A 26631-nucleotide genomic window follows, 5' to 3' on the forward strand; every position below is an offset into this window, starting at 1 on the left:
ACAGATTGGCTGAAACCATTTTACTGGATTTCTGATGGACCTCGTAGCCGTTGAAGCGGTGCTTGATGGGTGTGTTGGTGATGCCGTGGTTAATTGCGGGATCCCATACTAATACTGCATTTGGAGATTGATGAATTACCAATAGTTGTCTGACAAGCCGTTAAATGAGCACGGAACTTTCAGTCAGCTACAATATGCCCTCCACAGATACTGAACCACCAGCATCGGATGATCAGGGGTCGATACAGTTCGCCTCTGCTTCTAGTTCTCCAGAACAGTACGATGTCATCCAGACCGACGTATCTACCTCCCGTCGTTCGTTTCTCCCACCTCTACTCAAGGAACTTCTCCCTTGGATGGCAAAAGCTGTAAAAGAAGTCTCGCTTCAGCACGATATTCGACTCTTGAAAGGGCAAAAGGTTGGTATGGTCGACACCATCCTCCAAAATGAATATGATGTCACAGCAATTAGGGGATGGTATGCCTTTGCAGCGGCCACATTCACGCTGAAATTCGGTGACCTTCCGTCCAGTGAGTTGCCATCTCCAGAAGAGAATGATACACTCGCGAACCTCATTCGAATCGGCACCGGCACGGATGAGTCAAGCAGTGGTTTTGATGAACTCGCTCCTGGCCCTGTACGGCTGTTAGATATCTGTTCAAGAACGGTCTCTGTAGCGCTGTATCTCGACGAAGAAGCGTGGCGGAATACACGTCGATCCCAGCGCGAGGAAGCTCTCCGGACATTCAATCTCTTTGCAACAGCCTGTGATATCGATCTCGTCGTCGCACCAACTCTAGAGGAATTCCTCCGTGACCGCCACCCGACATGGTGTGACCAGCACCTTACTCAGAACAACAATACCCAGAACCACGAGCCCCCCGGCTCTTCCTCGAATCAACACGAGGTTGATCGCCAAGCTGTCTATAATCGTCTTCGTTCCCTCTCCCCAGGTGGCGGAAGACTTCAACTCCTCGGCGCAGTACCTCTGAAGAAGGGGAATGCATTGAACTCCGTGATTTGAAGAACGACAGTATAGTTGAGCTGAGTGATGGCACCATTGATCGTTATTATCTCGAACTCGAACAGAACTACGGTTTCTTCGACGTTGACACCCTCAATGGTCGCCACAACGCAGTCACACTTACTCCTGAGGGACGGTTTGCACAGAGCCTTTTGACCGATGATAACCGCGTTCGCCACCCACAGCAAGTACAGCTTGACGACCACCTTACCGGACCCCCTCAACGAAACACAAGTATAGTGTCAGGGGCCGACCCACCCCACCCAGCCGAGGAGGGCAAACCCTTCGAAGAAAGTCTCGCAGCCAACGCGAGAGGTCTCAGGAGACCCAACATCCGCAAGCTATCGCCGGATGGATGTTGGCTCAGTGAGCAAGAGCTCGTGGATCGCCTCGCGGCAGGCAACCACGCTCGCGGTGTGACTCTCGTAAGTGACTGTATCACTGAGTTTGACGATGGTCGTGAAGTCTACCTGGGGAGCTCTGACGACGAAGTCCATGTCCTCGTACAGTGGGGAGGCCCTATCCCAACCCTTGCTCGTGTTGCAACTACCTTACTTAGCAGCCGCGCCTTTGATGATCTCCTGACACCCTCTCGTGTCGATCCCCTTCTATCGAATCCTACCGCACTCGACACCCTCCGTCTCGGACGTCAAATGGGTTGGATAACCGACGCCGACTACGACCACATCCGGACGCGGTACGAACAAGTCGGCGATGCTTTGCTCCGTCGTCTCTGGTACCGTGACCAAGACCCCGACACTTGGGCGTGGATCTGTTCTGAGGCTCACGGACTGCTGGCCTCTGCGACGAGCCTCTACGATGCTGTCGGTCTCGACGTAACTGTCCACGTTCGTATCCCCGACACCGCCCAGCTCACACGGAACGACCAAAGGTACGAGAGGTTCATCGCCTTCCTGAAAACTACGGTGCCGAAGAACGCGGTATATAGGGGGAACTCTGCCCATCGTATGTTACTCGAGAAGGACGGTGACAAGCTCAGCTATCGCTTCCCGGTCGACATCGATGATAACGATCGCGATGCGGAACTCACCGCTAACTGGGTCATTGCTGGACCGGATGTCACCGACTTTGAGGACGATCTGGTGGAGGCCTTTGAGTCCATCCCAGTCTGGAAGCAGATCGCAACAGGCGTCGAGAAAGGGATTCGCATTCCTATCGAGGTCACTTGTGGCAACACCTATGTTGGGATGCGTGACACGGTAGAGATGATTCTCCAGCGGACCAATCGAGACCTATCCAAGGATCATACGTTGGAGTCTGTGACCCGCCTATATTTGCACGCCTTTGGGAATCTCACTCACTCATCGCTTACCTGTTCTCCCTTCGACGTAGCGGAGGCACTGCTCGCTGCCAATCGGCTTGCACCATCTGATGCTCCCCTTACAATCTCTTCTCTAGTGCGGGGAATCGGAGCAACGTCTCCAAAGGCGATCTACCCGTGGCTATCTCCGGCAGCACGGAAGATGATGAAGGCCCTTTTCATGGCTGAGGAACCTGTAAAACGGTCCGAGATTATCGATACAGCTGGAATTTCTGATTCATCGTATGATCGTCACCGGCGGAGGCTCGCAAATGCCGGTCTATTGGTTGAGCCAGAAACTCATCGCTACGAAGCGTACATACCCGGTCAATGGCCGGTAGATCAGAATCCGTCAACAGGGAATCATCAGAAGGGACAATATCTGTTGTGCTGTCGGAACCTACTCACGGCGCAAATACGGGCACATCAATTGAAGCAGCATTTCCAGCTCGGCCCAACCAAAACCGTGGTTATTGGATGACCGACGTTGATTTCGAGTTGGTGTAGAAGAATTCCGGTCGAACTTCCTTCAACTCGTCAGCCAAGAACGCATATGTCGCGACATCGGTGACGTACTCATTCTCGGTTTCATCGTTGTCTGCCGCCGTCTGAATACGCTCGCGGATACCACGAACCGAATCGGACGACATCAACGCCAACGTCCGTGGGAGAGGACGTGAGAGGGTGAGAATGCCCATGTTGCGAAGAGTGTTCATGATTCGAACAAGTACATCACGGTTTGGAGCCACCCACAGACTTAGTCCTGGTTGATAAGCGAGTTTGACTGCTTCAGTGCGTAGTCGGGAATATTCGGGTACGGTTGTTTCAACTTCGGCACTTGCCAGAACTTCGCCGGTATCTGCATCCCGCGTCAGAAGATCATAGACGACACTCTCATCAGGAGCATATGCGTCAAGCGAATATGTGGTGTTAGCGTTCTCCTCTGCAATATACTTGGCGTAGAGTGAGGTGAGGGCGACTCCCAGACTATGAACTACCGATTCATTGAGGTCACCAATGCCCGACCCGACTTTTGTGGTATCAATTAAATCCCGAGCCTCACTCGTCAAATTCCAGTATTCCCGATGATAGATTCTCTGCCGAGGCTCACCGTCGACACGAGGTCGTTCCAAAAGTCCGCGGTTCTGAAGTGACTCGAAGTCGACACCACTTGCCTTTCGCAACCACGTATGGCCCTCGAGCAAGTGGTGTTCTTGCCCATCATAGGTAGTGGTCCAGTCGGGTGTTTCCAATGTCGCCATTGTTTCTAAAACATTGAGCTCGCTATCATTAACCTGGTAAAGTTCGCGGAGGTGCTTCTTTCGCTCTTCCCAGAGGCCTACTCGTGCATCTTGCTCAATTTTCCGTAGAAGCGTTACTTGGTAGGGGTTTGGTTGTGGGAATTTCTTTTCATGGTTCGCCATACTGTAAATTAATGGCTTGTTGAACAAAACTTTGTTGTATGGTAACTGGTCGGAGGACTATACAGCACAGATGCACCTTACGGGACGATTCACCGGGATACAGCATCATCTAACGAGCTGTAACTGCCGTACTTGGACCATACAGCTTACCAAGTAACGGGGAATTCACAGTACCACTACCGAGATTCAACGGGAGAACAAAGGGGCAAAGACTGACTCAGGTTTCAAGTGCTGGTGTTCTCTTCGAACAAGGCTCGTTTGTCTGGGTCGAAGTTACAGATGAGCCGCTCTCTGACGTCATCTGAATTTCGGCACATTCGATGATGGTTCCGTTGCTCTAGTACGGTGTACTCTTCGAGCCCCTGAGGGATCGTTGAGTAGGAGACGATCCAATCATTCTCGACAGCTCTCAGACAGTCGACGAAATCATCATGGTCAAAGTCACCCAGATAGTGCTGTTCAGAGTCGACATAAGGTGGGTCGGCGTAAAACAGGACATCGACACTGGTATCGTCGTATTTCGAGAGAACTTCGCGATAGTCCCGGTGTTCGATAGTTACCTGTTGGAATCGGTCAGAAAGGGTATGGAGACGCTTTTTGGCGTTGTCAAACGTTCGAGCTGGAGACCGCTTCGCCCGGGTTTTAAATCCATTTGGGTTGTTCGACACACCGAGGTACTGCATATATCGGAGAGAAAAGTACCGGCCTGCTCGTTCAACGGGATCGTCAGGCCGAGTCCCCTGATAAAATTCAGAAACCCAACTCTCGTACTGTGATCTCGAATAGGGCACAGCTTGTAGCCACTCTGCAAGGTCATCAGGTCGGTCCCGCAGGATTTTGAAGAACTGTGTCAGGTCATCGTTGATATCGTTGTAGACCTCGTACTTGGATCGGGGCTTGCTGAAAAGCACACCCGCGGCACCTCCAAACACCTCCACGTACGTATCGTGGATTGGCATCGTATCAATAATCCATCCCGCGAGATGGTCCTTAGAGCCAGGGTACGGGATTGTCCCAGACTGGTTGCTCTTCCGAGGAGTATATCCTCCCACTTCCTGTGTTGGGTTGATTTCTCGCGGATAATAGATACGGGGGCTCTTCCAGTGCCACCTTCGCTCCGAAGGAAATCTAAAGACTCCATCGCATCAAGCGTGTCCTGAACGGTCCGTTCGGAAGGTGGATCTGTTTCAATTATATTTTGGATCTCAGTTGCCCGAAATGACCGTCGGATCCATAAGTTGCAGTGTCGCAGACCAAATCTTATCGCGTTGAGTCGGCACTAGCGTGAAGATATATTCGTATAAATTGAATTCTTTCGATTCAGCCTCAGTCTTGATAGTGGCTCACTCAGGGCGGCCCTCGAATTGGGCCTTGCCGTACGACTTCACCCTCTCGGAGACGTTGTCGTAACTCCGCCATCGACAGGGACATTCGTTGTGGGAGTGTCTGTTGACCGTCATTCCGATAGTGGCTTACGAAGAGTTCGTGACTCCCTGGTTGACGGAATATTGAGACACGTCGCCCATCGAGATCGAAGTCACCGTGGCAGAACCAGTCTTCATACCGGTCATAGGTTGGTATTCTGAGTTCCGTGTCTCCCAACCAAGGCGGTTGGTACTCAAACTCGCTCCACGTGATTGGGGAACCAAGAGAAAGTTCGCCGTCAACAAGCGAGGCAACACCCAAGGATGGCCGAGATGACAGATGCTTACCCAGCAGTTCTTCTGTTTTGCGTCGGTCCTCGACAGCATCAACGGTGAAAACCCAGAAGACTGCGTAGCCATGGCGAAGATGGTCGAGGGTTGCCCGCCGCCGCTCCTTATCCGACGCTGGTGTCTCAACTTCCACGACAAATCGCTGGGGTATATCAGGCGGAGATTCGGACAACTGACAGCGGATATCACCAATCAACTCCCCCGTCTTTCGCTCCGTCTCGATTGATCCGACTACTGCTGCGTCGGAACGCAAAAGCTCCACGACAGCTGCTTTAATGGCCCAATGAAGGCGCGACTCGTTTTTCTGCTCCACTGAATAATCCAGCCGAAGATTCGGGTGAATGTCGAGCAAACCAGACATCTTCGGGGTGTTCCTCGGGCCACCACAAAACTAGACCGTCACAAAATATCAGAGTGTCACTTTTTGGGGAACCCTATCCCCACTTAGGCCAATCACATACTAGTGGCTCTGCCGCTGCGAAACACACGATGGCTCCTGAAAAATCCGCTGAACGCGTGATGTTGGAAGTAGTTGCGTTTCACGATCCAATCGACTACCACCGGCTTCGTCGACTCGTAGGGGAGCGGATGAGCAAGTACTCAAGCGAACGCCATCGCGAGGCCCTACAAAACCTCCAAAAACTCGATTTGGTTGAAAGGCCCGGGATGGCCCATGAATACATCCATATCTCAGAAGAGGGCTGGGAACATCTTGGAGGAGACATACCACGACACAAGCCAAACACGGCGACACAGAGCTCGCCCACTTGCGAGATCTGTGCGACCGACGAATCCGTCGAAGCGAGCTGGTCGTAACGAGTGGGGCTGGTCCTAGGCTTTATCCTAGTCGCTTGAGCAGACTCCGGTACAGGTCAACGATGAGTCTGCTCCAACGCTTCAAAAACACCGTTAAGCACTCGAAACGCAGGTATTCGGCTAGTACTCCCTCAGTCCCCCCGTCTGTAGCCTACGACCTTTTATCGAACAAACGACGTCGGCATATTATCGTTTATTTGGTAGAGATGGAGGGGCCCATCACCGATGCTGGCGAAATCGCCGACTATCTCGCATCCATTGGAGATGATCGGAAATCTGCGTACATCTCAAATATACAACAACAGCTCCCTCGGCTTTCAGAGGCGGGCGTCATTGACTATGATTCACGTCAAAAGACCGTTCGTCCACTGGCTCCTCTTGATGCAGTCTACTCCGCACACAGGGCCGTAGAACGTGCTCTGGATTAACGCCTGTTGCTGGATTTGAGGTCTCGCCACCGAAAGTGCTTGCTCTTGCCGTTGTCAAACTCCACAAGATAGATCAAACTGTCTCGTTCATCACCGGTTTCCTGCCCGGCAACATCCCGGTCAATATCGACCACTCGTCCTTCGCGACTATGGACCAGTTCATAGTCTGGATCGGTGATGAACTGCCCTCTGATACTACTTGAGCCACGCCACGGCTGCTCTAGTTACGCTACCGATCACAGACCACTTACAAAGGGTGACTACGATGATACTATGAAGACTAGGCTACCGGTCGTCGTAGTCTCGTGCGTCGCAGTCCCAGCGGAAATCGCACTCGTCGCACGTTGCCTTGTCGGGGAGGTCGTCTTCGTCCCAGTCGTCCAGGTCGTCCCAGTCGTTGTGTTCGCGGACGTGCTCGAGTTCGGTTACCGTGTTCTCGAACCGGGACATCGCCGCTCGGATCTCACTCTCGGTGAAGTCTAATTCGAGTCGGGTGGCTTCCGGATCTTCCTCGCCGAGGAAGTACAGCACTGCACTGTCTGGGTACTCGTCTTCCTTCTCGGCGTAGAGCCCTGCGTAGACGAGCAGTTGTTCGCGGTAGTCCTGGAGGTACCCCCCTCCAGAATTCGGTCGCTGGCTCGCCTTGTAGTCGCAGAGCTTCGTGTGGCCTGCTTCGTCTGCGATCACGTCGGCGACTCCGGTGAGGATGAAGCTGCCAGCGTTACGCCGGAGTTTGCACTCGGTGTTGATGACCTGGGGGTACAGGTCCGGTCCGATTTGGGCGTTGAACCGCTTGACGTGTTGGAACACAGCGTTGACCGCGTCCTGCCCCATCGGCATGATCCGCTGGTCCCGGAGCGACTCTACGACACTATCGAACTCGTCACGCAGTTTGCCCTCGTCGGGGGTTGTACCTTCGGCTACGCCGTCAACATCACCGTTGTAGTAGCGGTGTGCCCAGTCAAGTGTCTGGTGGACGGCTAGCCCAGCGAACAGCTGGGTCCCGCTCCCGGCGGCGAACTCGTGCTCGGTGTGGTACCCGTACTGTCGCTTGCACCGTCGGAACGAGAGCACGTCAGCGACGATCGAGTAGGTCCGACGGGTGTCGTCGGTGGAAGGCGGGCCGACCGTAGTTCCGTCGGGGGCGAGTTCGGCTTCCTGGTCCAGCCGCTGGTCTGCGTCGAACCAGTCGACACCGACTGGACCGCTGGCGTCAGCGCCGAGCGAAGGGAGCACCGTACTCCCGTCGGCCCCCCGGAGGTAGTAGTCAGTTCCCAGAAGCACAAGGTTGTCCTCTGCGCGCGAGTGCGCGACGTAGAACTGCCGGACTTGGTCCCGCTCGGCACGTGTGGGAACGTCCGTCGGTGGGGTACAGTCGGTGTAGTCGCTGAGCAGGTCCGCTACTCGGGGGACCACCTCTCCGTCGTCTGTAACGTCGTAGTTCTTCTCTGCGGTCCGTTCCAAGCTCGCGAGGAAGACCACCGGAAACTCTAGGCCCTTGGCTTGATGGACCGTCATCACCTGGACGTGCCCGCTCGGGAAGGTGTCGTACTGGTCCTCCGGGTCGTCGAGACCTTTGCTCTGGAGGTACTGACCGAACGTCCAGTAGAAGTCGCTCAGAAACCGCACCGAGACGGTGTCGTACTCGTCGTGAGATGTGCGGGTGAGCTTTCGGTTCTCGGTCACGCCCTCCGCGATGCCCTCGAATGCCTCGAGAAGCTGGCTGAGCTTCCCCAGCCGCTTGGCGCGGTTGACGTGGCCGTCGTCTTTCGTCCACGTCGAGAACGGCTCGAAGGACCTGATCCGGTTGTAGAGGTCGACGGCGGAGACGTCGGCTACGCTGCCAGAGGGAGCACTTCGAATCCGGGCGGCTGTGACTTCGAGGTAGTTCGCGAGGTCCTTCGCGTCGTGTCGTTCAATCACGTCGTCCAGAGTGGTGAGCCACTCTTGGAAGTCATCCCCGAGCCCACCGTAGGGAAGCACGTTGTCTTCCGCCCACTGAAGGTCCGGGTCGAAACACACTGCTAGCGCTGCTAACATCGCCTGAACCTCCTCGTGCTGGACGAATCCCTTGTTCCGCGGGTTGTGTACCGGGATGTCGCGCGCCTCCAATGCGTTGACGCACTCCCCGACGAACGTCGTGTTGTCCCACTGCGGCCAGTATTCACGAGTACTGTGGGCTAGCAGTGCCACCTGGTTGAGGTCCTGCACGTAGCCTTCAGCGTGAAGTCGTTGGACTTGGTCAGCGAAGGCTGCCGCGGCCTGCGCTTTGTTGTCCTCCTTCAGGAGGTGGACGCTTGGGTGGTCGACGGCGTCACGTGCCGCGTTTAGTGGCTCCTTGCCCGGTGCACGGGCCCCAGTGACCTGCATCGTCGGGTAATAGCCGATGTGGCGGTTGACCCACTCGACGATCTCCGGACGGGAACGGTAGTTCCAGCGCAGTTGTTGCGTCTCGATTTCGTCTTGGTCGATACCAAGGTAATCGGACAGACGTTCGGGAAACTCAATCAGACAGTCGACGGTCCCACCGCGGAACCGGTAGAGCGCCTGGTCGTCGTCCCCTACCACTACTAACGTCGGGACCTGGTCCGGCATCAGCTCGGCGAGTCGGAAGTAGATCGCCTGCTGGAGGGGGTTCACGTCTTGGTACTCGTCAACAGCGATCCGCTGCAACGGTGGCTCCTCGCGTTCTGAGTCCCCTTGTGCGAACCGCTGGCCAGCCTCTGTGTCGAGAAACGCCAGGAACCGCTCCTGAAGTCGCGCGAAGTCACACCGCGACTCGTCCCGCAGTGTTGCTAGGTAGTCCCGGTACCCCTCGGCTAGCCGCCTGTACTCGAGTCGGTCGGACTCGGCGAGTGCTTCGACGTCGACTCGCAGTTGCGAAAGTCGGTTGAACAACCGTTTCGCGGTGGTGGCCGCAGCCCCCTTCGAGCAGGTGCCGTCGTCGTTCATCCGGGGAACGACGTCTCGGAACGTGGCGACGTCACCGTCGGCGAGCACGTCGACGTACTCGCTGTGGCGGGCGATGAACATCTCCTGGGCGTCCTCGTCCAAGAGGTCGACGTTGCGGTAGTCGTCGAACCGGTAGTCGCGCATGATCTCGCCCCAAAGCTGGTGGCCAGTGCCCACGTGTAACTCGTCGACGGAGAACACGTCGTCGTAGCCGAGGGCGGCGAGATCGCGTTCCAGACGCTGCTCGAGGTTCTCGGCGGCCTTCTCAGTGAAGGTGGTGAGGATGATCCCACCGGGCGGGATGCCGTCCACTAGCAACCACTTCAGGACCGTCACCTCGGTCACGGTACTCTTACCTGCGCCCGGTCCTGCCGTCAGGTGCAGTGGCCCTGTTTCGTGCCGGATGGCGGTTTCTTGGTCGTCGTCGAACGACCAGTTTGGGTCGTCGTTCTGGACCTGTCGCACCGCCCGCATGACCTCAAGGAACTCGTCGAGTTCGAGGTCATCCGGCGACGTTTCGGGTCCAGGTGTCGGGTGTTCGTCTGTCACGGTTGTGTGCCCCAAAAGGGCGATGCCCGCCGCCCGAGTCGAACGGGACGTGCTCCGAACGGGCCGAAGTTGTCGCTCAGTGATGTGAATTTGCCGCCGCTACAGCGGCGGATCAATGAGCATCCAGTCGTTGGCCTTGCACTCCGTACAGGTCGCTGTCCCGTCCGCGCCGGGTTCCTTCATGCCGCACTTTCGACACTCAAGTGTCGGCGATGCGTCGGTGAACAGAACAGTTTCTCCGCGTGCGTACACGACCGTCGCGACGTGCGAGTGCTGGCGGAGGAGAACGAGCGGGATGCCGGATTCCTGCGTTAGGCGAGCCTCCGTGTAGTTCTTGCCCTCGATTTCCACGCGGAGGCCGGTAGCGAACCGGTAGGAGAGGTCAGCAGCCGTGACCATCGGAGAATCCGACCGCTGGATGTAGCGCTGGAGGGCGTGGGACGAGACCTCCGGCGTTGAGCCGCTGGTGTTGATGCTCATCGGCCCATCACCTCGACTTGCTGTGCCAAGGTCCGTCCGAGAGCGAGCGTTACTACTAAGTCTCTGTAGGGGTAACCCTTCATTGCGATCACTTGATTAGGCCGCTCCAACGGCCATTTTCACCGCGTGGGTGTTGGCGCACCCGCGTGACAACGCACATTCAGGCCGGGCCTCGGTCACTGCCGACCGGTCGCGATGGTCCGGAACGCCTTATTGCGTGCCACAAGCTACTGTTAGGGCGAGCCTTATTAAAGTTATTGGTTGTGGACTCTCTTTCCAGGTTACACAGGCGTCAATAGGTGATCAGACGCTTTGGTGCCGCCATTCTCGACCACGATGCTGGCCGGAGGGTATCACCGTGCAGAGGGAAGGAGATCCTGAACTGATCTGATCCGCGCTACTGTAGGCTATTAGATATCGGGACCGACCACAGGCCCGGCTAGATGGCGCTAGTAGGGTCTTGACAGAGGCAACTAGTACTGTCGCACGCTATTTTTATATGTGGTGGCGCTATAGGTTCCAATAACGAATCGTCGAAGCACGTTATCGTCTCTAACAAGAGGCGATTGTGATCAAACTCCACCCAACATGAGTGAATCATCGGACCGAGCTGGACTCCCGAAATCAGTTGAGTATCAACCCCTCCCCAATATCTACCGTGCGTTCGCCGCAGGGGCCTCTCCATACGCGATAGTATCCGAGACAATTGACAATTCGATCGACTTCGTCCGTCGACAGGCGTTAGATGGAGCTAAGTACCCAGATACGTTAAAAGTAGAAGTCCGATACGAACCCCCTTCTACTACCGAATCCGATGCGGAAAACTCGGCTGTTGATGATCAGAGTCCCGAGCGATTGATAATTGTTGATAATGCCGGCGGTGTTCCGCCGAACGAACTGGCCCGATTCTTTCAGTTAGGCCACACGGATGCTCCACCTGAGGGAATTGGGCGCTTCGGTGTCGGAGCGAAACGACTCATCGGTATTGGAGACCGTATCAAATACGAGTCACATGCGAATGGATACGAAGTTGCTGCGGGTTTCGAAGTGGATGCTCGAGATCTCAAAGCCACCGAAAATAACAAACTCGCCGACGACGATGTCTACCAATCGGATGTTTATCGAGTTGATGATTTAGAGGAAGGCCATACAAGAATCATCGTTGAAGATCTGAATGAAAACGTCTGGTCAAACCTGCTTGGACGAGACAGAGATGAGATTGACGAGAGGGCTAGCGATTCTCTCTGGCGACTTGGTGAGACATACGAGCACTTCCTTCGAAACGGAATTCACATCGCTGCTCCATCAAGTGAAACTGAAGGTTCTATCGAGTTCGAACTCAGTTGGTCTGGTCCTGAACACGGGGAACAAGTAGATGTCCCCAATCCAGTCCAACTTAGTTGGCTACCGCTCGATGGACTTCATCCGAGACGGTATGAGCGACTTCCCTTCGCGAATACTACCGAAATCGAATTAGAGGACGCTCTTCGGGCCGACATCACGGTGGCCTTAATGCCCTCGTCAAAGCCCAAAGATGCTGGGCTAACGGTAACGATGAATAACCGGAACGTACTGTTCCGAGACACCGATAACGATTTGTTCTCTACTCGGTACCTTGGCAAATTCCGCGAATCACAAGGTCACGGTCGGCTGCATTGCGTCATCGAATTATATGGCCCGGCAGAGGATATGCCTTGGTCTGATACGAAGGATGGCCTCGATGGAACTCAAGAGATAACCGATCATCTTCTTAATGTCACAGAAAATGCCCTTAGCGAATATCGACGTCAGACTTACGAAAATCTCCCAAAATGGATCTTAGCTGCCTACTCCGGCGAGGATATACAGACGTTTGACAACCACATTCGTGACGAGATCTCCGAAACCGTTGAAACAATCGACAAATCGAATTCAAAAGTCAATAGCCCTCGCTTCAATGAGAAACCCGGAAGTACCGCAACTGGCAAGTACTATCGGTTGTATCCCGAACGAGATGGTCTCATCAAGCGCGTTCGGTTACACTCGGAACTCCGAATTCGAGCAGACGATTCAGTAGCGATTAAAGGACTACCTGCTTACCGGCGTTACTTCGAGACGGAATACGATCACGAGAGCATCACAGAGCTCTCTCCCAAAGAATGCCCTGACCCTGAGGACTTTGAGGTGCCAGTTTTCGCAGATAGTCCGAACACAATCCCGTTGATTGAGGACATCAAGAAACTCGCAGAGACTCACGCCGCCGAAGAGAGAGCAATTACAAATGAGACCGACGGAGTGCCTGCTTGGCTCTTGCCAAGGTACCAAGAGGAGTTCAAGCAGCACGGTACCACCCTTGAGTCAGCGACCACCATCGGCGAATTCGATTTCGACTCTTGGCGTGCCAAGCACTCTACATCAGAGGACGTGCGTCGAGGACCAGAGTTCTCTGAACCCGAATCAGAACCGAGCCCTGACCAGCCCGACTCTCCTGATAAACGCCCAACACGTAGTTCCCCAGCCGACCGGTTAATCGAATCATCAAGTGAAACGACAGGACGTTCATCATCCGGGAACCATGGGGGTAGTTCCAGTACAACTGAGACGTCGAAAGGTCAATCGTCTGAGGATAGTACGGACCTCTCCAACTTCCAGAGGAGTTCCGTTGTGTCTGACTCCGGGACTGAAGAAGCCAGTATCCCTGAGCGAGAAGTACCATCTCCAGATTTTGATTCACAGCAACTTGAAGAACTTCGTAGTGTGTTGGAATTAGACGACGACGCATCCATGGCCACTGTTGTAGACACTGTACGGGAGCTACAGAGTGAACGTCAGAGGATACAGAATGAACGGAAGCAGCTCATTAACTACCTTGAGCAGCTCAGTGATGTTGTCAATTTTGAAATGATTTTTGACGAACCCCCAGATCTTGAAGCGCTGAAAGAAGACAAAAACGAGCCTTGACAGTATATGTATCAGAGTAATCGACTCGGAGAAACAGTTCCGCGATTAATATCCGCGATACATCCCCTGCAACCCACAGTATCTTCACCTCAGTTACTCAAAATCAGTCAGATCCGATTGGTCGGTCCAACCTCCTAAGTGAGCATATGCCTCTGGATTGTAGGGGACCCCCTCAGTGTTCAGTAGCAAATCAGGATACAGTTCCCATGCTAATGCAATAAGCTGTTGTTCGAGTTCTTCAAGGTATGGCGAGGCCCCCGTGTCTGGTGTATAGGGGCCTATATCGTCAACCTCCCAAGCTTTCATCCACAGATAGACATTCCGTTTGAGTCGACGAGACTTCGGCTCGAAAAGCGTCCGAATCCATCGCCCTTTTGAGGACCCTGGTGTCTCACCAGTGGATTCCCAAGCTGAATCGAAGTATGCCTGACTCAGACCGCCTAGATGAAACGCAGTCCCATACCCCCATCTTGCGAACCGTGACTTCCGCTCCCGGATGTACTTTAAGTTTGGATTGAGTTTATACCCACTAGACGCGAACTTCCCCGATTTTCCGATGTAGAGTGGGATTACATCTTTATTGGAGCCGAGCCAGTACATCACATAAATCACACCCTCGTACCGTTGCCCTCGTTCGTGGAAGTCGGTCTCAACATTTTCTGCCTGCTCAATGACCAGTCGCTCCATGGCCGCACTCCGCTTGAGAACATCGCGTTCGTGCGGTCCGTTTCCGAATTGCTCTGTCTGGATCACACCATCGGCGTCAGTTTCGAACAGAGGGACGCTGTCGTCAAGATTGTGGATGTCCACCCATTGGGCCCAGACATCGGCCTTGCTCATACAGATCCCATTTAAAAGCTGGAAATAAAATCCATCGGATTTAGTAAGAACACCGCCCGTATCGAGTCATAGATTACTACCCGCCGGAGAGAACCCGTGGAAAGCACGATTTGATCTCCCAGCCCTCTTGCGATGTGTTCAACAGACGACTGTTATGGTATGCATCCGTCGGCTAGTCTTACCAAAGGTTAGGTCCACGGCTTCCACGACGACCAATAACAAGTGAAAAGGTGAGTACCAGCACGATGCCAGCACCACCTAACAGCCACAATTGCTCTGGCGGTTGAACCTCTTGATAGGCTAAGTATCCCTGAATCAGTGCCGTCGCTGCCAGCAACCCAGTAGCCAGGGTTAGAACAACGTCTATTTTTCGACTCTCCGAACGCCACTTATCCTCTTTTTGGGTCCGGTACCAATCATGAGCTACCCGGTATCCCTCCTCAGTCAATCGATATACCACGAAATCTGTGTCTTCGAAGGGTCTGAGGTAGTGAACCAGTCCTTCATCCAGAAGGTGATTAAGTTCGATTATCGCCTGGTCTTCGGTAAGCTCTGTCTCTGTAAGTAGTTTGGAATCGGTCGAGAGGCTCTCTACCACGTCATATCTGTCTTCAGACATGTGTTCGGGTACCGTCATATGGCTCAAACTGACGACAACATCTGTCTCATACAGAACCTGAAGGACGTTAACCCAACCACGTGTTACCCATTTCTCACCGTCAACGGTCCTTTCCATCAGTAAGTTCGTCAACTAAAGAGTCAATAAACATTATCAAACTATTAGAGAATCCTTCCACTCTACTTGCCATATACTGCCACGACATTCCCCTTTAGTGGACGATTCACGCTTTGCATCTAATCAGATATCATCGTTTCCCCCAGTTCTCGTCCTACTCGAGTCTGTTGACGGTCCGCCGCTACGTCAAGCAGACGACTGCACAGCGATAGTACCTGCCGAACGTTACCCTGAGAACGCTGATGAACCCATTGTAAGCATTCCTCCTCGAACGGGGCGATTCCTCCAGTCCCATCTACTCGAGCGGTATCTAAATACGAGGCCACCAAGTCGGTGAGGTGTTCGTCTGTCAACGGACGCAACGCTACCTCCTGACCGATCCGTTCAGAGAAGGCATGGTACTCACTCATCACGTCTTGCCACACCTCTGGTGCACAGGCAAACAGCAGACAGAGGCCGTGACTATTCTGGTCCATCAGATGACGGATGCTATTTAGCGTCGCCTGTTCGTCCTTCGGCGACAGCCGGGCAATACTTTCGAACTCGTCAACAAAGACGAACACACCGGTATACCCCAGCTCAAGGAGGATATTCTTTAGAGCAGTGAACGCCCGAACGCTCGTCGTGTCGTCGTCGAGGGCGCTATGAATCTCCATTTCCTTCCGTTGCTCGTAGCGGATTCCTTCGGCGGTCAGCCACTGCCAAGCGTAGAGGTTAGTATCTTCGTACACCATGTGAACGATCGCTCGTGAGAAGTCCGCAAACTGGGTAACTGTATTAAGCCGTTGGATAGCTGTTGGAATAATCTCCGAGAGCAGCAGTTCGCCCTCGTCGATTAACTCACACATCTCATCGGGCCTGGATGGATGCCAGTCAGTAATATCTGAGGTAATATGAGCGAGATACTCGTACGCGAGTTGCTGCACTCGATCAAACCCTAGATCGTAGAGGAACTCGTGGTAGATATCACGGAATCCCTCCCCGGGTTGGGCGACGTAACCGACGAGTACGTCGTCGCGATCACGGACCAGTGACCGTGTGTACTTGAGCGTATGTGACTTCCCGTTACCGTATTTGGCTGTGACGACAAGGTGTTTCGACTTCCCGGTACTGAGCATCGTAGAGACTGTGTCGCTAATTCGCTTCGCTGCGTGTTCCTGTCCGCAGTATATCTCCGGGTCGTTTTTCGGAACAGGACTGTAGGGGAAAGGATTCTCCTCCAAGTTGAACTGGGAGTAATCGCGCTGTTCGTCGGTAATGGTGAAACCGTTGTCAGTCATCGTTGTTTGGATCGTATTCGAGGTCACGGTCGTGGACCGCGAGATAGTAGTATCGCTTGCCGAACTGTTCGACACCGCGCATCACTTTGTCGGTCGACTGATTAGTAGAAACGAGACTACCGCTATCGGCGATCGTCATGGATTTGATGCCGAGTTTCGCATCTTTGGCTACCGTATCCACGGGGGCGCCCGACAGCTCTACTCGTCCGACATTCTGCTCTGCAAGACGAACCAGAGCTTTGTCGAAGGGATCGCGTGGACACGTAAACTGCTCACAGTAGTGCTCGCGCAGCTTCGGGATTGAAAGATAGCGTTGTCTTAGTGACACTCCCCCAGTCTCCTCCAAATCGTCGAATACTGACAACAGATGGTCGGTGAAGCTGGACGTGACGCTGTCGCGTTCAACTGGATAGTAAGTACCGGTGAACGCGTTGCGCTGGATACGTCCGAGACGTTCGCCCCAGTCACCGAGAACCTCAACGCTCGTCTGATTATATGTCCGTCCGGTGCTTTGCTCTCGTGTCTGTAGATCTCTAAGGATTGTTTCTAGATCGGTTGGTGCAGTCTCCTTGAGTGACTGAAGGAGTGCCCTGTAGTGGGGGCTCTGTGCCTCCAAGATATTGTTGACTCGGTCCCAGTTCTCATCCCGAACTGCCTTGACGAGATCGACGCCTATCTGGGTCGCCAGAAACCACGTCTCGGAATCCTCAGGATTATGTTCGTCAATCAGGCCGACACGCAGCGCTTCAAGAATTGTCTCGCGTGCTCGTCGGTGGCTGACGTTCAATGCAGCCTCGATTTCAGCAGTCGTTTGGCTTTCGCCTTTACAGGCATGGGTCACCTCAATAAGGCGAGCAAGAGTAACCGGTCGCACCGTGGGACGCTCGCTCATGTGAACCTCCGAACTTGCTGTTTCGCCATTTGATATGCTCGCTGAGTCACCTCATTGTGCTCGAACCGAAGGTCGAGATACGCCTCGATATCGTAATCGCCTGCGACCATGTACCGGAACCGACGAAGTTCAGTCACCAGCGACCAGAGGTTGTGTTGCGTCAGCAGATTCCGGTCCTTGCGTATGGTCGACAGCGGTCGTGAGCAGCAGACTGGGCACGAACATGGTAGATGCTCTAATTCCTCGATGCTATGGAGTTCCGTACCGCCGAATCCTGGAACAAGGTAGTTTCGATTGCCTGCGCTCCGGATGAATGCCGATGAGTCGAAACTATCGACGCCTAGATACAGCAACAGCGGCTGATAGACAATGCCACCTAACCCGTAAACGTGGAGATGCTTGTCCGTAACTCGTCGAGCAGACAGTATTAGTTTGGTTACTTTCTTGTAATCTGTCCTAATCGGCACTAAGCTACCGAGAGCATATCCGTCGAAGTCCCCTTTACGTTCGAGATATCGGAGTGTGTTCCGGATTGTTTTGGGATCGTGCCCATGAACACTGGCGAAAAGAAGTGCCTCTCCTTCGTGAGCATCGCTTGCTTGGAGTGCATATGTTGTACTCTCCTCAATTCGCTGTTGGTTCTCTACTGCCCGATTTTCGGGTGAGAGAGGTCGGTCAAGCGTCCCATAAATGTCTGCATCAAGTTGCCGTTGTGTTTCCAGTACTTGCTTTGGTGTAGTGTCGACTTCTTTGGAACGATAATCGAACCCACCGCTGTCGGCGTACAGAATAGTCTTACTAGGAACGCCCATCTCCTCACGTATCGTAGCCCCCTCGAGAAGACGATCCCACTGTGGACCACGCTGGCGGATTGCTCTGGTGTTTACCATTGCAGTCCGGAGGTCAGGTATACTGTCGGCGTACTCTGGGGTATTATCGCTCGACCGTTTTCCGATATTGCGGACTGGAAAGAGCACTGGTGTCTCCAGCGGCCCGTGCGGTGTCTTGAGCGTGCGGTGTCGGTACAGCATGGCGGCGCGCTTCGATAAGCTGGCGAGGCTCATAAAAGGTTGGTTCAGACCAACCCAAACTGCAGATAATCCGGAGTATGTATAATGACCCACCAATCAGTACGGGGTGATGTATAACGAGGTTCGGTCAGTGGTTGAATCAAAATGGTCGATAAAGATCCTATCGTCGCTGTCAGAGGAGAGTCCACAGAATTTCTCGACGGTTCAGGAGCAGTTCGATACCTCGAACGATGTCATCACTGATAGACTGAGACTCCTTGCCGAGTACGATCTCATTGATCGGAGAGAGCATACTCGTAGAGATGTTCGGTATAGCATCACTAAGCGTGGTGAACGATTCCTTGATGAACTGAGGGATCTCAATTCATTACTCAGGAAGGGACTCTGAACAGATCCACTGGCCTACTACTGGTAGTCGCCCAACCCACTCTGTGTTGTGGGTTCAGTCGTTAGATACTGAGCCAACTTCTCCAGGCACTCTACGCGTTTCCCCTCACTACGATGTGCAGCGAAGTTCTGAAGATAGCGGCCCTTGAGGGCGACGACGATTGTGCCATGTTCCTTCGCTTCTGCTAGCCGAGCAGAAATCGATATGACGTTATCGCGATCCACGGCGAGACTCTCTTGATTGAATACGACACCCGTCGTCTCGGTCGGAAGTGCATTGAGAACTTCTTCAAGGTCACACGCGCGGTAGTAGTCGCTACCGAGGGCCAGAACGACGAGGTCGTATGGTGGGTCCGTCTGTACGGCGTCACGGACGTTCTGCGGAATTCCTAACTTGATCGCACGTTCGTCAATCTCGGTCGCAGTCATATCAGAGAACGTAATGTCGTACGGCGGTAACTCGGTGTCTTCGTCAACGAGGCCAAACCCTGCACTAATGTAGACTCGATTAACCGTATCTCCGCTCTCTCGGAGATGATCAACGGCGAAGTCAATGTACTGCTGCTGGCGTCCGGTGTATAATTGTCTTGCCGGAATACCCTGAACCTTATCTCTCTCAAGTAAGGCCTCGCGATCGTATTGGTCGATTTCAGCGGCATCGAACTCGGATACGTTCTCTGGGTTATCTTTAGAGCCAGAACACTGGCCGACGATGAGTACACGCATGGTTAGTAGTCGGTCAGTCCGGATTGCATGAGATGCTGTGGGAGGAATTCGTCTTCGTACCCGAGGCGTTCGAGAACGCCGTCTCGAATGCTTGCGGGGTTGGTGTGTTCATGTACCGTGCAGTTGACGTCCTCAAGCCGACTGCGAGTTGCTTCGTCCAGCTCTAAGTGCCGAGCGTCGACGAAAATATCCTGATACCGCTCACCTTCGGTGACAAGGACGTCGGCTAGGCCGTTGGAGTCGAACGATGCTGTCTCTGGACGGTTAGCCCACCACTCGTGCAATCCGGTTGCCGACACAGCCCCGATTTCGGCGACAGGGAGGTCGTGAACACTACCCCAGAACGTCGGTCGATCGTTACGGAGATATCTCTCCATAGTTCCCTGTCCCATCACAGACGCAGATGGACGCGTCACGACGAGAATTTTCGGGAGATCACCCTCGAATTGGTCATAGAATCGCCGAGTATTGTGGAATCCACGGCGCCGATTACGGTTATTCCCTCGAAAGATTGCGACTTCGATTCCGTTCCGTGTACAGATTGGACAGTCACACCGTTTCCAAGGCTTGGCGTTGAGAAGGTCACGGTAATCGTCCAGAAGGTTTGCATCGCTGATCGGGTCCCAGGTCGCGTACGCCTCGACGAGGGGCCACAACGCGTTGATAGTGCCTGGCGTCTCTGACTCTCGTTCCACAACGACATCGAGCAACGTTGGTGTCCAATCGGTGAATACTTTCTCTGCAACTGCAACCAGGTCATCGTACTCGGTGAACGGGATCGGGTTCTCGGGATCATCGTCACGGAGAAGTTTGATCAACTTCGAACTCAGCGGGTCACCGAAACTCGCCCGGAACGCACGCCCGTGGTCGTAGCCCGAACGGAATGCCTCTTCAGTTTCTTTGATGTACGCCACGTCATACCGCTCGTCGTGCCGGTGCTCGAGAAGGTACTCCGTGATCTCACTGAGAGCTTGTGTCGCTCGGTTGTGCCATGTCTGAAGTGCATCTGCAATCGGCTCGTTATTGTCGAACGCCCGGAGGGCATACAACATCTCCTGCCCTCGAAGAGCCTTCTCGATACTCGTTTGGAGGTCGTCTCGATAGCTCGGGTACCGGACGCGAATCGCGTCATAGCGCTCGTCGCTGTCGAGATGGTAATTCTGTCCCCCTGTCCACGCTGCACGGAGCATGCTTGCGCTGTCGAAACTCGTCATACCACTACGACCGATGGTCTCGAAAGCACCGCTCTTGGCGAATCCAAAGACGTGGGTGTCGATGCGAGTCTCGTGCGTTCGTTCGAAGCTCTTGATTTCGTTCCCAACGGCACTCACGATATCTTTGACTGCACTCTCCGGACTTCCAGCGACACCACCGATACCAAGATACTGATACCCAAGATCGAGAACTTCCTTGGTCGCGTTTACGTACGATTCACAGTCCCAACCCTGCACAGCGGACATCAGTCGGAACGAGTAATCCCCTTCCTCGTACCGTTTGCGCATATCGCGAGCATTGCGGAGCGTGAGATCGTACCGATACTGCATATCGTCGGCCCGATAGACTGCCCGAGGGTCGCTACGGAGATGTGCAATGATCTCCTCGACATCCCCCTCGAAATCAGTTCGTGTGAATGGCTCGATAGTCGAGACGTGATATATGGAGGGTTCTTCTTCCGCGACATACGAAGGCCATCTGCGGCTAGAACTGCCATCGCCGTTGGGCCACGTATCGATCATGACGTCGAGTTCCTCGGTCACCTCCTCGGGGATGTCACCTTTGCTAAAGTCCCCGCTGAAAGCACGCTCATTGAGATAGAGGCGAGCAGTATGGCCCGCCCCAAGGACGAGGTGGTCAATCGTCACACCTGTAGTCACGCCGAGCTGCTCGTAGAACTCAAGCATCTCGCCGTTGTCGTACGGTGGGAAGGGGAGAGATTTGTAGCCCCACGCACCACAATCGCTGATCGTCGGGAGCCATCTAGGCAGGTCCAGTTTGGATGCGTCGTAAATTCCGTTCTCGGTCAATCGCTGTGCCTTAGTCGAACTCTCCTCTGCCTGTTCTCTCGAGATGAGGACGCCGTCGATCGGAGTGTTCTTCCTGTCGAATAAGTCCCAAATATACGCTAGATCACGCTCATCGGTCCCGAGCGTCGAGTGTTCGTCGTGGAGAAAATCGTAGTTCGCGTCAACCCGATCATCCCACTCGGGAACGTAGAACCGCACTATTCAATCACCTACTCTGTGTTTCTCTTTTCGGCATATTAGCGTACTGCTTCCGTGGTGGAACTGAAGAGGTCGGGTCCAGTGTTTTATACTCCGAACCGCTGAAGACTTCACTACATGCCCCACATTGTTCAGTCGACGACGCTTGGTGCAGTTAATTATATTCTAATTAGTGGAACCTGCGTGCTTGATTTTGCCGTTTCTGGTGAAGATGATTACTACACCTAGTCTAGCACTGAGGACGCCGACTGGCCGGTAGAGGATGTTTCGCGGGTCGAAAACGTAGATGAAGCCCGTGTGATCCTCTATCCAGATGCCAAGACCTTCATCTGTGAAATATCCGCGGATGGGGAGGAACACAATCAGGGTCCAGTTCGTTGCTACTGTGAGTGAGAGGAAGTCTATAGGTGGTCCATCTTCACTGAGTACCGTATGTTTATATGCTATCTGAACCATCGGTGAGTATGCCCGAGATAGCTTCAGGAGAATACTCCAGTAATATCTCCCTTGACGAGGCGGGCGAGCGGACCCTCCACGTCGGTCGTGAGTGTCCTAACCGAATCAGTTCGGGGCACCGCATCCGCTACCATGACGGGAAGTGCTCCCGCCCACACGGGCACAATTACGAAATTTCAGTGACGGTCACCGGCGAAATCAGCGAGGAGGGGTGGATCGTCGACAAGGGCGACGTTACGGCCATCATCAGCGAGTGGGACCACCGTTTTTTACTCGGAAAAAGGTGACCTGCTCATTGAGGCATTTGAACGGTCGGGAGATGGTGACGCTGTTGTGGTCCTCAATCAGCCACCAACAGCAGAGGTGATGGCTGCGGTCCTCGAGCAACGTATGATAGAGGCGTTCCCCGAGAACGTCTCTGAGGTCTCTGTGGAAGTAGCCGAGACAAGAAGCGGGAACTCGGAGCCAACCGTTAATACGTAGCTCTCCAGCAGTAAAAGTGATGGAGAATAATCCTTCTCTGGGACCAGGACTCCAGCCCGAGACCCATGTGAGCGAGGAATACCGCGCTCTAGAGGACGCTATCAATGCCTACTTTGAGGCGACGGACCTCCCGGATCAAGATGACCTCTACCGGGTGCTAGGCGACATCCTTGCCCCGGAGCTCCGGGAACGGTTTAAGACTGCCTATGATCTTGAACGACCTGCTGATACTCCCTGCATTCGGCGCCTGATTACAGGAGAAGAGGAGTGTACTTGTTCGGAAACTCGTTCGTGGGTGGACCAGGAACTAGAGCAGATTGGTGAACGCGGCGAGCCCCCACACGCCCCACCTCACGCCGATCACCCGACGCTCTGGCTTGACTCGAAGGGAACTGCCGCGGTCTACTCTATGCACGTCTACTCAGGCAACGTCGCTCCGTACTATCCCTCGAAAACTGCTGACTCAGCAGGCAATCCCCGGAATGGCTGGTTCGATATGACTGACTGGGCGAGTCACTGGGGCCTCGACATCAGATTTTCCCCAATCTCGTGGTTCAATCCGTTTACCACGGTACAGGTGTTGTTATTCCCGCCTGGACGCTACTGAGTTTCTTCGGCCCCTGAACACAAACACCCTCTTCGAGGCCATCAAATGTGGTCCCTCTGAATACTACTATTTGCCACAATTCTGAACACACTATCCCATATTTCGATAGTGACCTGCTGCTCTGGCCACCTCGGCATAGGAAGCCTGACCCATCCCAAAAAACGGCGTATGGATAAGGTGGACTGAGTCGTCATCAACTGTGAGTTTGTAGAGTTCGTAAGAGGTCGAGCGCTCGGTCGAGACCAGCGTCTCAACCTTCTCACTGGGATAATGGTTCAAAAGGACCTCTGGTGTCGGGTTGGTGTTCGTGTTCCCGTAGGAAACGATGCACCTTACACCGTTGCTCTCTTCGATAGCATCCGTCAGGAGATGTTCTCGTCCTGGAATCACCTCTCTGTGGTATGCGGCCTCAGACTTCCAGATGTGGTCGTAGGGTTCAATCGTATCCAGGCTCTTCGGGAGTGGAAAGAACTCTCCGGTGAGGCTATCCCCGCCTCGCCGACCAAGCCGTTTGTTCTCAAATACGTATTCCTTAGCTCTTCTCCCGAGCGTCGCTGACGACTCCTCTAATAGTGATGGATCTTCTAGTGTCATCATGAACACCGCTTGGAATCTCCACGTTGACGGTCCAGAGAACTTCTCCAAGGCAAATCCATGCTTTTCCTCCCATACCTGTTTAAAGTCCTCTGTCAGTCCGAACTCCCGCCTTAACCTCAAGAAGTCCTCTACGTCGTCTACGTTGTTGAACCCCTCCCATCGATAGAGGCTTTCTTCGATTCCAATGAACCAATACGGGCTGTCGAGACTACCATATCCGAGCCAGTTGTAGAGACAATCCCGAACTAAGGGTTCTGGGAGTTCAGACATGGGCATCTGGACAAACGTCGTTGTATTCGCACGCTCGGCACTTCGCCGCTTTCTCCGTTGGAATCGGCTCCCGCTCATTTCGCCAATATCCGAGAGCCCAGTTGAGGTCCTCCAGATACTCTACCTTTGAGAACTCAGAAAGATGCAGGATGGCCGTCGGAGACTCAGTCAGTTCGTGGTCACCGGTCTCCCACCCCTCGTAACTTGCCATCACTAACTGCTGGAGTTCCTTTCCTGTCCCCGGTTCTAGTGATTGCTCGTGGCTAAGGACGGCAATCCTCAGATTGTCGGTGTGGAAGCCGAGACTGTCAAGAATGAAACCGTACAGCCATGCCTGGATTCGCTGGTTCTTGTAGAGGTAGTCAGGCCTCGACGTCGTCTTTCGTTCAAAGATAAGCTGCGGGCTCTGATTCTCAAAGAGAACGGCGTCCGGAATACCACCGATGAGGAATTCCGCTGCCTCGCCAATGAAGGGACTCTCGACGATAACCTGGCGCTCACCTCTCTCTAAAGCCCGCCAAAATTCCTCGTCAGAGACTTCTTCAGAGTCCTCGGCTGCTTTCTCGTGGGTTTCGCTCCCACGGGTCTTTGCAGGTGTTTCAATGTCCCCGTGCTCCCGAGTGAGCGCGACCTGCTTCTCGCAATAGAATTGCCCCGCAATTTTGCTCGGCGCCAGCGACGACTCCTCTGACTCAGATAGCTGCTTGACGAGCGAAGTATGCTTCTCTCGGACCCTCTCAATGCTCATGCTCTCAGTATACTCTTCAGCTGTTTAATATGTAGTGTCAGGTGACCACTTTTTAGATGCTCATCAAACTAATCTGATCGGCCCTATTGAAGCCCTCACCCACAGAAGCGAATCGAGACGAGAATGTCTAAAAATGGGAGCAGTGTCGTATACCCCTGCACCATAGTTCTCTGCCCCGTCCCCATGTTTAAGGTCGGACTCTGAGTACCACGTGTTAATGACCGACACAATACCTGTGTTGTGCCGGGAGTGCGAAGAACCATGGAAAACGGTGGAAATGGAACCTCATGAATACGATGAAGACCGACTTGATGACGAAGGGAACATTACGATCGGGTATTGCAGCGACTGCATGGCTGTTCTAGCCGGTAGTCCCGTCCGCCAGTTAGAGCTCGCGGTGGAAGCGGAACAAAGCGACGAGCACTGATGTCTGCTGTTGGTAAGAGACAGGTCTCCCTTCTGCTGCTGTCGGTGGCAATGGTAGTCGTCGGGGTGCTAGGACTGATCAACGCCATTGCTCCGACACAGATCCTAGCCGGTCTTCTGCTCGTCACCGCACTCTTTCTCGCAGCCAGTCTGGGCCGTCGGTCGGTCAATCAATAATAGTAGACTCGACCCTGCGGAGCGTCAGAACGTCGGGTGGGACAAAAGCGACCGGTGGGGAGTTCTCATACTGCATGTTAATCTCGTTATTTGTCCAGGTCAAGAACTGTCACCAGATATAAATTTTGGCTTAGTCAGTCGAATTCGACCGTCTCAGAAGATCACCACCTAGCTCGCTGCATGTTTGTACACAAATACGAAACTATAGAAATAAGTAATAACCTGAACAACAACACGTTGGAAACTATAACCGGTGACCACGTTCAACTTCAACCCAGGCTCTGACATCCACGTTGATACGGCCAGTGACAATGTCACCATCCGCTTCGGTACCGACATGTTCGGAATCAACCCGACTACAAGCGGGTTCTCAGTCACAAATGACTGGAACAGCCGTCACTTTACCCTCGCATTCGACGAAAAATCTATCCTCTACCACGTTACACGCGAAGATGACGATGACCGAACTAGTGGGAAGAAAGCCCTTCCACCTGAAGAATTCATAGCTGAAATCTATGGGTACATTCGATCCATTGCAACACCTGTACCAAAAGACCATCTGAACTTCGAGATCGTCGGGCGAGCAGATATGACTGAAATGGAGAACTACCTAAAAGACAAAAACGTGGCCCGTGAGACTAATGTTGGTCTGTAAGTGGACGAGGAAGAACGGGCAGGCCTTGTAGGTGAACTAAATGAGAACCCAGCAGGCCTCGGGAAGGTCTATCAGAGGGTTCTCGATGCAGTACCATTTGATGAAGCGGCAGACCCTGAGGGTGGAGAGAATATCTTCTTTTATCCGACCGCAAATGCAATTATTATGCTGTTCATCTTCCCCGATGAGTATATTGGAGTCACCACCGCTAGTGAAGTAGTCACATTTATCGAACACGCCGGAGGTTCACAGATCATGGATCACATTATCCGTTCGATGAGTGGCGAATAAGCCTCTATTCTCGGTAGAAGTGACACTCAAAGACGTTTCTTCGCTCCTGTGACTACTATCACCCCTGTTTGAGTGGTGCAAATCGGGTTCTGTAACGGGTTTTCCTCCTTATGCGACACCACGCTCAGAACTCAAACGTGCAGTCGGACCGCACGAA

General features: G+C 53.6%; 24 protein-coding genes and 1 pseudogene. 10 read left to right on the forward strand and 15 right to left on the reverse strand.

Annotation, left to right across the window (positions count from 1 at the left end):
• The first annotated feature begins 164 nt into the window (after nucleotides 1-164).
• Nucleotides 165-1025, forward strand: a complete 861-nt coding sequence (locus GO488_RS09545) for a hypothetical protein (RefSeq protein WP_162317603.1) — start codon at nucleotides 165-167, stop codon at nucleotides 1023-1025.
• Complete coding sequence (locus GO488_RS09550; RefSeq protein ID WP_162317604.1) at nucleotides 1022-2827, forward strand: hypothetical protein; 1806 nt, start codon at nucleotides 1022-1024, stop codon at nucleotides 2825-2827. The genes GO488_RS09545 and GO488_RS09550 overlap by 4 nt, the downstream gene beginning before the upstream one ends.
• Here GO488_RS09550 and GO488_RS09555 read toward each other — a convergent pair.
• Together GO488_RS09555 and GO488_RS09560 are read right to left on the reverse strand one after the other, a co-directional pair.
• Nucleotides 2817-3770 carry a hypothetical protein gene (locus GO488_RS09555; RefSeq protein WP_162317605.1) on the reverse strand — a complete coding sequence of 318 codons (954 nt, stop codon included), beginning with the start codon at nucleotides 3768-3770 and terminating at the stop codon, nucleotides 2817-2819. The two genes, GO488_RS09550 and GO488_RS09555, sit on opposite strands and share 11 nt — an antisense overlap.
• A 224-nt stretch (nucleotides 3771-3994) precedes the next feature.
• Nucleotides 3995-4822 carry a DNA adenine methylase gene (locus tag GO488_RS09560; RefSeq protein ID WP_162317606.1) on the reverse strand — a complete coding sequence of 276 codons (828 nt, stop codon included), beginning with the start codon at nucleotides 4820-4822 and terminating at the stop codon, nucleotides 3995-3997.
• Nucleotides 4823-5974: 1152 nt separating this feature from the next.
• Between GO488_RS09560 and GO488_RS09565 the strand changes: the two genes are divergently transcribed.
• Together GO488_RS09565 and GO488_RS20200 are read left to right on the forward strand one after the other, a co-directional pair.
• Nucleotides 5975-6301: a hypothetical protein gene (locus tag GO488_RS09565; RefSeq protein WP_162317607.1), complete on the forward strand. Its 327-nt coding sequence runs from the start codon at nucleotides 5975-5977 to the stop codon at nucleotides 6299-6301.
• Nucleotides 6302-6363: 62 nt separating this feature from the next.
• Nucleotides 6364-6729, forward strand: a complete 366-nt coding sequence (locus GO488_RS20200) for a DUF7344 domain-containing protein (RefSeq protein WP_422111217.1) — start codon at nucleotides 6364-6366, stop codon at nucleotides 6727-6729.
• Here GO488_RS20200 and GO488_RS20300 read toward each other — a convergent pair.
• The 3 genes from GO488_RS20300 to GO488_RS09575 all read right to left on the reverse strand — a co-directional run bounded on the left by GO488_RS20300 (nucleotide 6726) and on the right by GO488_RS09575 (nucleotide 10710).
• Nucleotides 6726-6923: a DUF8139 family protein gene (locus GO488_RS20300; RefSeq protein WP_479682645.1), complete on the reverse strand. Its 198-nt coding sequence runs from the start codon at nucleotides 6921-6923 to the stop codon at nucleotides 6726-6728. The genes GO488_RS20200 and GO488_RS20300 overlap by 4 nt on opposite strands.
• 91 nt (nucleotides 6924-7014) lie before the next feature.
• Complete coding sequence (locus tag GO488_RS09570) at nucleotides 7015-10230, reverse strand: ATP-dependent DNA helicase (protein WP_162317608.1); 3216 nt, start codon at nucleotides 10228-10230, stop codon at nucleotides 7015-7017.
• A 99-nt stretch (nucleotides 10231-10329) separates the two neighbouring features.
• Nucleotides 10330-10710, reverse strand: coding sequence for a hypothetical protein (locus GO488_RS09575; protein WP_162317609.1), 381 nt, complete (start codon nucleotides 10708-10710; stop codon nucleotides 10330-10332).
• A gap of 588 nt (nucleotides 10711-11298) precedes the next feature.
• Between GO488_RS09575 and GO488_RS09580 the strand changes: the two genes are divergently transcribed.
• Nucleotides 11299-13650 carry an ATP-binding protein gene (locus GO488_RS09580; RefSeq protein WP_162317610.1) on the forward strand — a complete coding sequence of 784 codons (2352 nt, stop codon included), beginning with the start codon at nucleotides 11299-11301 and terminating at the stop codon, nucleotides 13648-13650.
• Nucleotides 13651-13743: 93 nt separating this feature from the next.
• Here GO488_RS09580 and GO488_RS09585 read toward each other — a convergent pair whose 3' ends face one another.
• The 5 genes from GO488_RS09585 to GO488_RS09605 form a co-directional block, all read right to left on the reverse strand.
• Nucleotides 13744-14490, reverse strand: a complete 747-nt coding sequence (locus GO488_RS09585; protein WP_162317611.1) for a hypothetical protein — start codon at nucleotides 14488-14490, stop codon at nucleotides 13744-13746.
• A gap of 178 nt (nucleotides 14491-14668) precedes the next feature.
• A complete protein-coding gene (locus GO488_RS09590) occupies nucleotides 14669-15226 on the reverse strand; it encodes a hypothetical protein (protein WP_162317612.1) in 558 nt (185 codons plus the stop codon).
• A 119-nt stretch (nucleotides 15227-15345) separates the two neighbouring features.
• The gene (locus GO488_RS09595) at nucleotides 15346-16506 is read right to left on the reverse strand and encodes a BREX system ATP-binding domain-containing protein (protein ID WP_162317613.1); all 1161 of its coding nucleotides are present in this window, start codon (nucleotides 16504-16506) and stop codon (nucleotides 15346-15348) included.
• Complete coding sequence (locus tag GO488_RS09600) at nucleotides 16499-17398, reverse strand: hypothetical protein (protein ID WP_162317614.1); 900 nt, start codon at nucleotides 17396-17398, stop codon at nucleotides 16499-16501. Before GO488_RS09600 ends, GO488_RS09595 begins: the two co-directional genes overlap by 8 nt.
• Nucleotides 17395-18462, reverse strand: coding sequence for a tRNA-guanine transglycosylase (locus GO488_RS09605; protein WP_241692925.1), 1068 nt, complete (start codon nucleotides 18460-18462; stop codon nucleotides 17395-17397). The genes GO488_RS09600 and GO488_RS09605 overlap by 4 nt, the downstream gene beginning before the upstream one ends.
• A gap of 76 nt (nucleotides 18463-18538) precedes the next feature.
• Between GO488_RS09605 and GO488_RS20205 the strand changes: the two genes are divergently transcribed.
• The gene (locus GO488_RS20205; RefSeq protein WP_367398175.1) at nucleotides 18539-18817 is read left to right on the forward strand and encodes a winged helix-turn-helix transcriptional regulator; all 279 of its coding nucleotides are present in this window, start codon (nucleotides 18539-18541) and stop codon (nucleotides 18815-18817) included.
• Nucleotides 18818-18834: 17 nt separating this feature from the next.
• On the opposite strand, the gene GO488_RS19790 is transcribed toward GO488_RS20205, so the two are convergent.
• The 3 genes from GO488_RS19790 to GO488_RS09620 all read right to left on the reverse strand — a co-directional run bounded on the left by GO488_RS19790 (nucleotide 18835) and on the right by GO488_RS09620 (nucleotide 22220).
• Nucleotides 18835-19542 carry a hypothetical protein gene (locus GO488_RS19790; RefSeq protein WP_174242495.1) on the reverse strand — a complete coding sequence of 236 codons (708 nt, stop codon included), beginning with the start codon at nucleotides 19540-19542 and terminating at the stop codon, nucleotides 18835-18837.
• 2 nt (nucleotides 19543-19544) lie between these two features.
• Nucleotides 19545-21764, reverse strand: a complete 2220-nt coding sequence (locus GO488_RS09615) for a queuine tRNA-ribosyltransferase tRNA-guanine transglycosylase (protein WP_174242496.1) — start codon at nucleotides 21762-21764, stop codon at nucleotides 19545-19547.
• A gap of 165 nt (nucleotides 21765-21929) precedes the next feature.
• Nucleotides 21930-22220 (reverse strand): hypothetical protein, encoded by a 291-nt coding sequence (locus tag GO488_RS09620; protein WP_162317616.1) that lies wholly within the window; start codon nucleotides 22218-22220, stop codon nucleotides 21930-21932.
• Between the two features lie 8 nt (nucleotides 22221-22228).
• On the opposite strand from GO488_RS09620, the pseudogene GO488_RS09625 reads away from it, so the two are divergent.
• Nucleotides 22229-22703: pseudogene (locus GO488_RS09625) on the forward strand (6-pyruvoyl trahydropterin synthase family protein).
• A 19-nt stretch (nucleotides 22704-22722) separates the two neighbouring features.
• Nucleotides 22723-23310: a hypothetical protein gene (locus GO488_RS09630; protein ID WP_162317617.1), complete on the forward strand. Its 588-nt coding sequence runs from the start codon at nucleotides 22723-22725 to the stop codon at nucleotides 23308-23310.
• Nucleotides 23311-23400: 90 nt separating this feature from the next.
• Here GO488_RS09630 and GO488_RS09635 read toward each other — a convergent pair whose 3' ends face one another.
• Together GO488_RS09635 and GO488_RS09640 are read right to left on the reverse strand one after the other, a co-directional pair.
• Nucleotides 23401-24183, reverse strand: a complete 783-nt coding sequence (locus tag GO488_RS09635; protein ID WP_162317618.1) for a hypothetical protein — start codon at nucleotides 24181-24183, stop codon at nucleotides 23401-23403.
• On the reverse strand, nucleotides 24170-24925 hold the full coding sequence (locus GO488_RS09640) for a PD-(D/E)XK nuclease family protein (protein WP_162317619.1): 756 nt from the start codon (nucleotides 24923-24925) through the stop codon (nucleotides 24170-24172). The genes GO488_RS09635 and GO488_RS09640 overlap by 14 nt, the downstream gene beginning before the upstream one ends.
• Before the next feature lie 856 nt (nucleotides 24926-25781).
• On the opposite strand from GO488_RS09640, the gene GO488_RS09645 reads away from it, so the two are divergent.
• On the forward strand, nucleotides 25782-26183 hold the full coding sequence (locus GO488_RS09645) for a hypothetical protein (RefSeq protein WP_162317620.1): 402 nt from the start codon (nucleotides 25782-25784) through the stop codon (nucleotides 26181-26183).
• Nucleotides 26184-26474: a hypothetical protein gene (locus GO488_RS09650; RefSeq protein WP_162317621.1), complete on the forward strand. Its 291-nt coding sequence runs from the start codon at nucleotides 26184-26186 to the stop codon at nucleotides 26472-26474.
• The last annotated feature ends 157 nt before the right edge of the window (nucleotides 26475-26631 follow it).

Origin of the sequence: Haloarcula limicola (assembly GCF_010119205.1) — an archaeon.
Taxonomy (GTDB): Archaea; Halobacteriota; Halobacteria; order Halobacteriales; family Haloarculaceae; genus Haloarcula; species Haloarcula limicola.

Bases quoted from the DNA above. Each gene is read 5' to 3' on its own strand.
- GO488_RS09565 (WP_162317607.1), top strand. From the start codon at position 5,975: ATGGCTCCTGAAAAATCCGCTGAACGCGTGATGTTGGAAGTAGTTGCG.
- GO488_RS20205 (WP_367398175.1), top strand. From the start codon at position 18,539: ATGTATAACGAGGTTCGGTCAGTGGTTGAATCAAAATGGTCGATAAAG.
- GO488_RS09600 (WP_162317614.1), bottom strand. From the start codon at position 17,398: ATGAGCGAGCGTCCCACGGTGCGACCGGTTACTCTTGCTCGCCTTATT.
- GO488_RS09605 (WP_241692925.1), bottom strand. From the start codon at position 18,462: ATGAGCCTCGCCAGCTTATCGAAGCGCGCCGCCATGCTGTACCGACAC.
- GO488_RS19790 (WP_174242495.1), bottom strand. From the start codon at position 19,542: ATGCGTGTACTCATCGTCGGCCAGTGTTCTGGCTCTAAAGATAACCCA.
- GO488_RS09580 (WP_162317610.1), top strand. From the start codon at position 11,299: ATGAGTGAATCATCGGACCGAGCTGGACTCCCGAAATCAGTTGAGTAT.
- GO488_RS09590 (WP_162317612.1), bottom strand. From the start codon at position 15,226: ATGGAAAGGACCGTTGACGGTGAGAAATGGGTAACACGTGGTTGGGTT.
- GO488_RS09575 (WP_162317609.1), bottom strand. From the start codon at position 10,710: ATGAGCATCAACACCAGCGGCTCAACGCCGGAGGTCTCGTCCCACGCC.
- GO488_RS09630 (WP_162317617.1), top strand. From the start codon at position 22,723: ATGGAGAATAATCCTTCTCTGGGACCAGGACTCCAGCCCGAGACCCAT.
- GO488_RS09585 (WP_162317611.1), bottom strand. From the start codon at position 14,490: ATGAGCAAGGCCGATGTCTGGGCCCAATGGGTGGACATCCACAATCTT.
- GO488_RS20200 (WP_422111217.1), top strand. From the start codon at position 6,364: ATGAGTCTGCTCCAACGCTTCAAAAACACCGTTAAGCACTCGAAACGC.
- GO488_RS09640 (WP_162317619.1), bottom strand. From the start codon at position 24,925: ATGAGCATTGAGAGGGTCCGAGAGAAGCATACTTCGCTCGTCAAGCAG.
- GO488_RS09595 (WP_162317613.1), bottom strand. From the start codon at position 16,506: ATGACTGACAACGGTTTCACCATTACCGACGAACAGCGCGATTACTCC.
- GO488_RS09555 (WP_162317605.1), bottom strand. From the start codon at position 3,770: ATGGCGAACCATGAAAAGAAATTCCCACAACCAAACCCCTACCAAGTA.
- GO488_RS09620 (WP_162317616.1), bottom strand. From the start codon at position 22,220: ATGGTTCAGATAGCATATAAACATACGGTACTCAGTGAAGATGGACCA.
- GO488_RS09545 (WP_162317603.1), top strand. From the start codon at position 165: ATGAGCACGGAACTTTCAGTCAGCTACAATATGCCCTCCACAGATACT.
- GO488_RS09635 (WP_162317618.1), bottom strand. From the start codon at position 24,183: ATGCCCATGTCTGAACTCCCAGAACCCTTAGTTCGGGATTGTCTCTAC.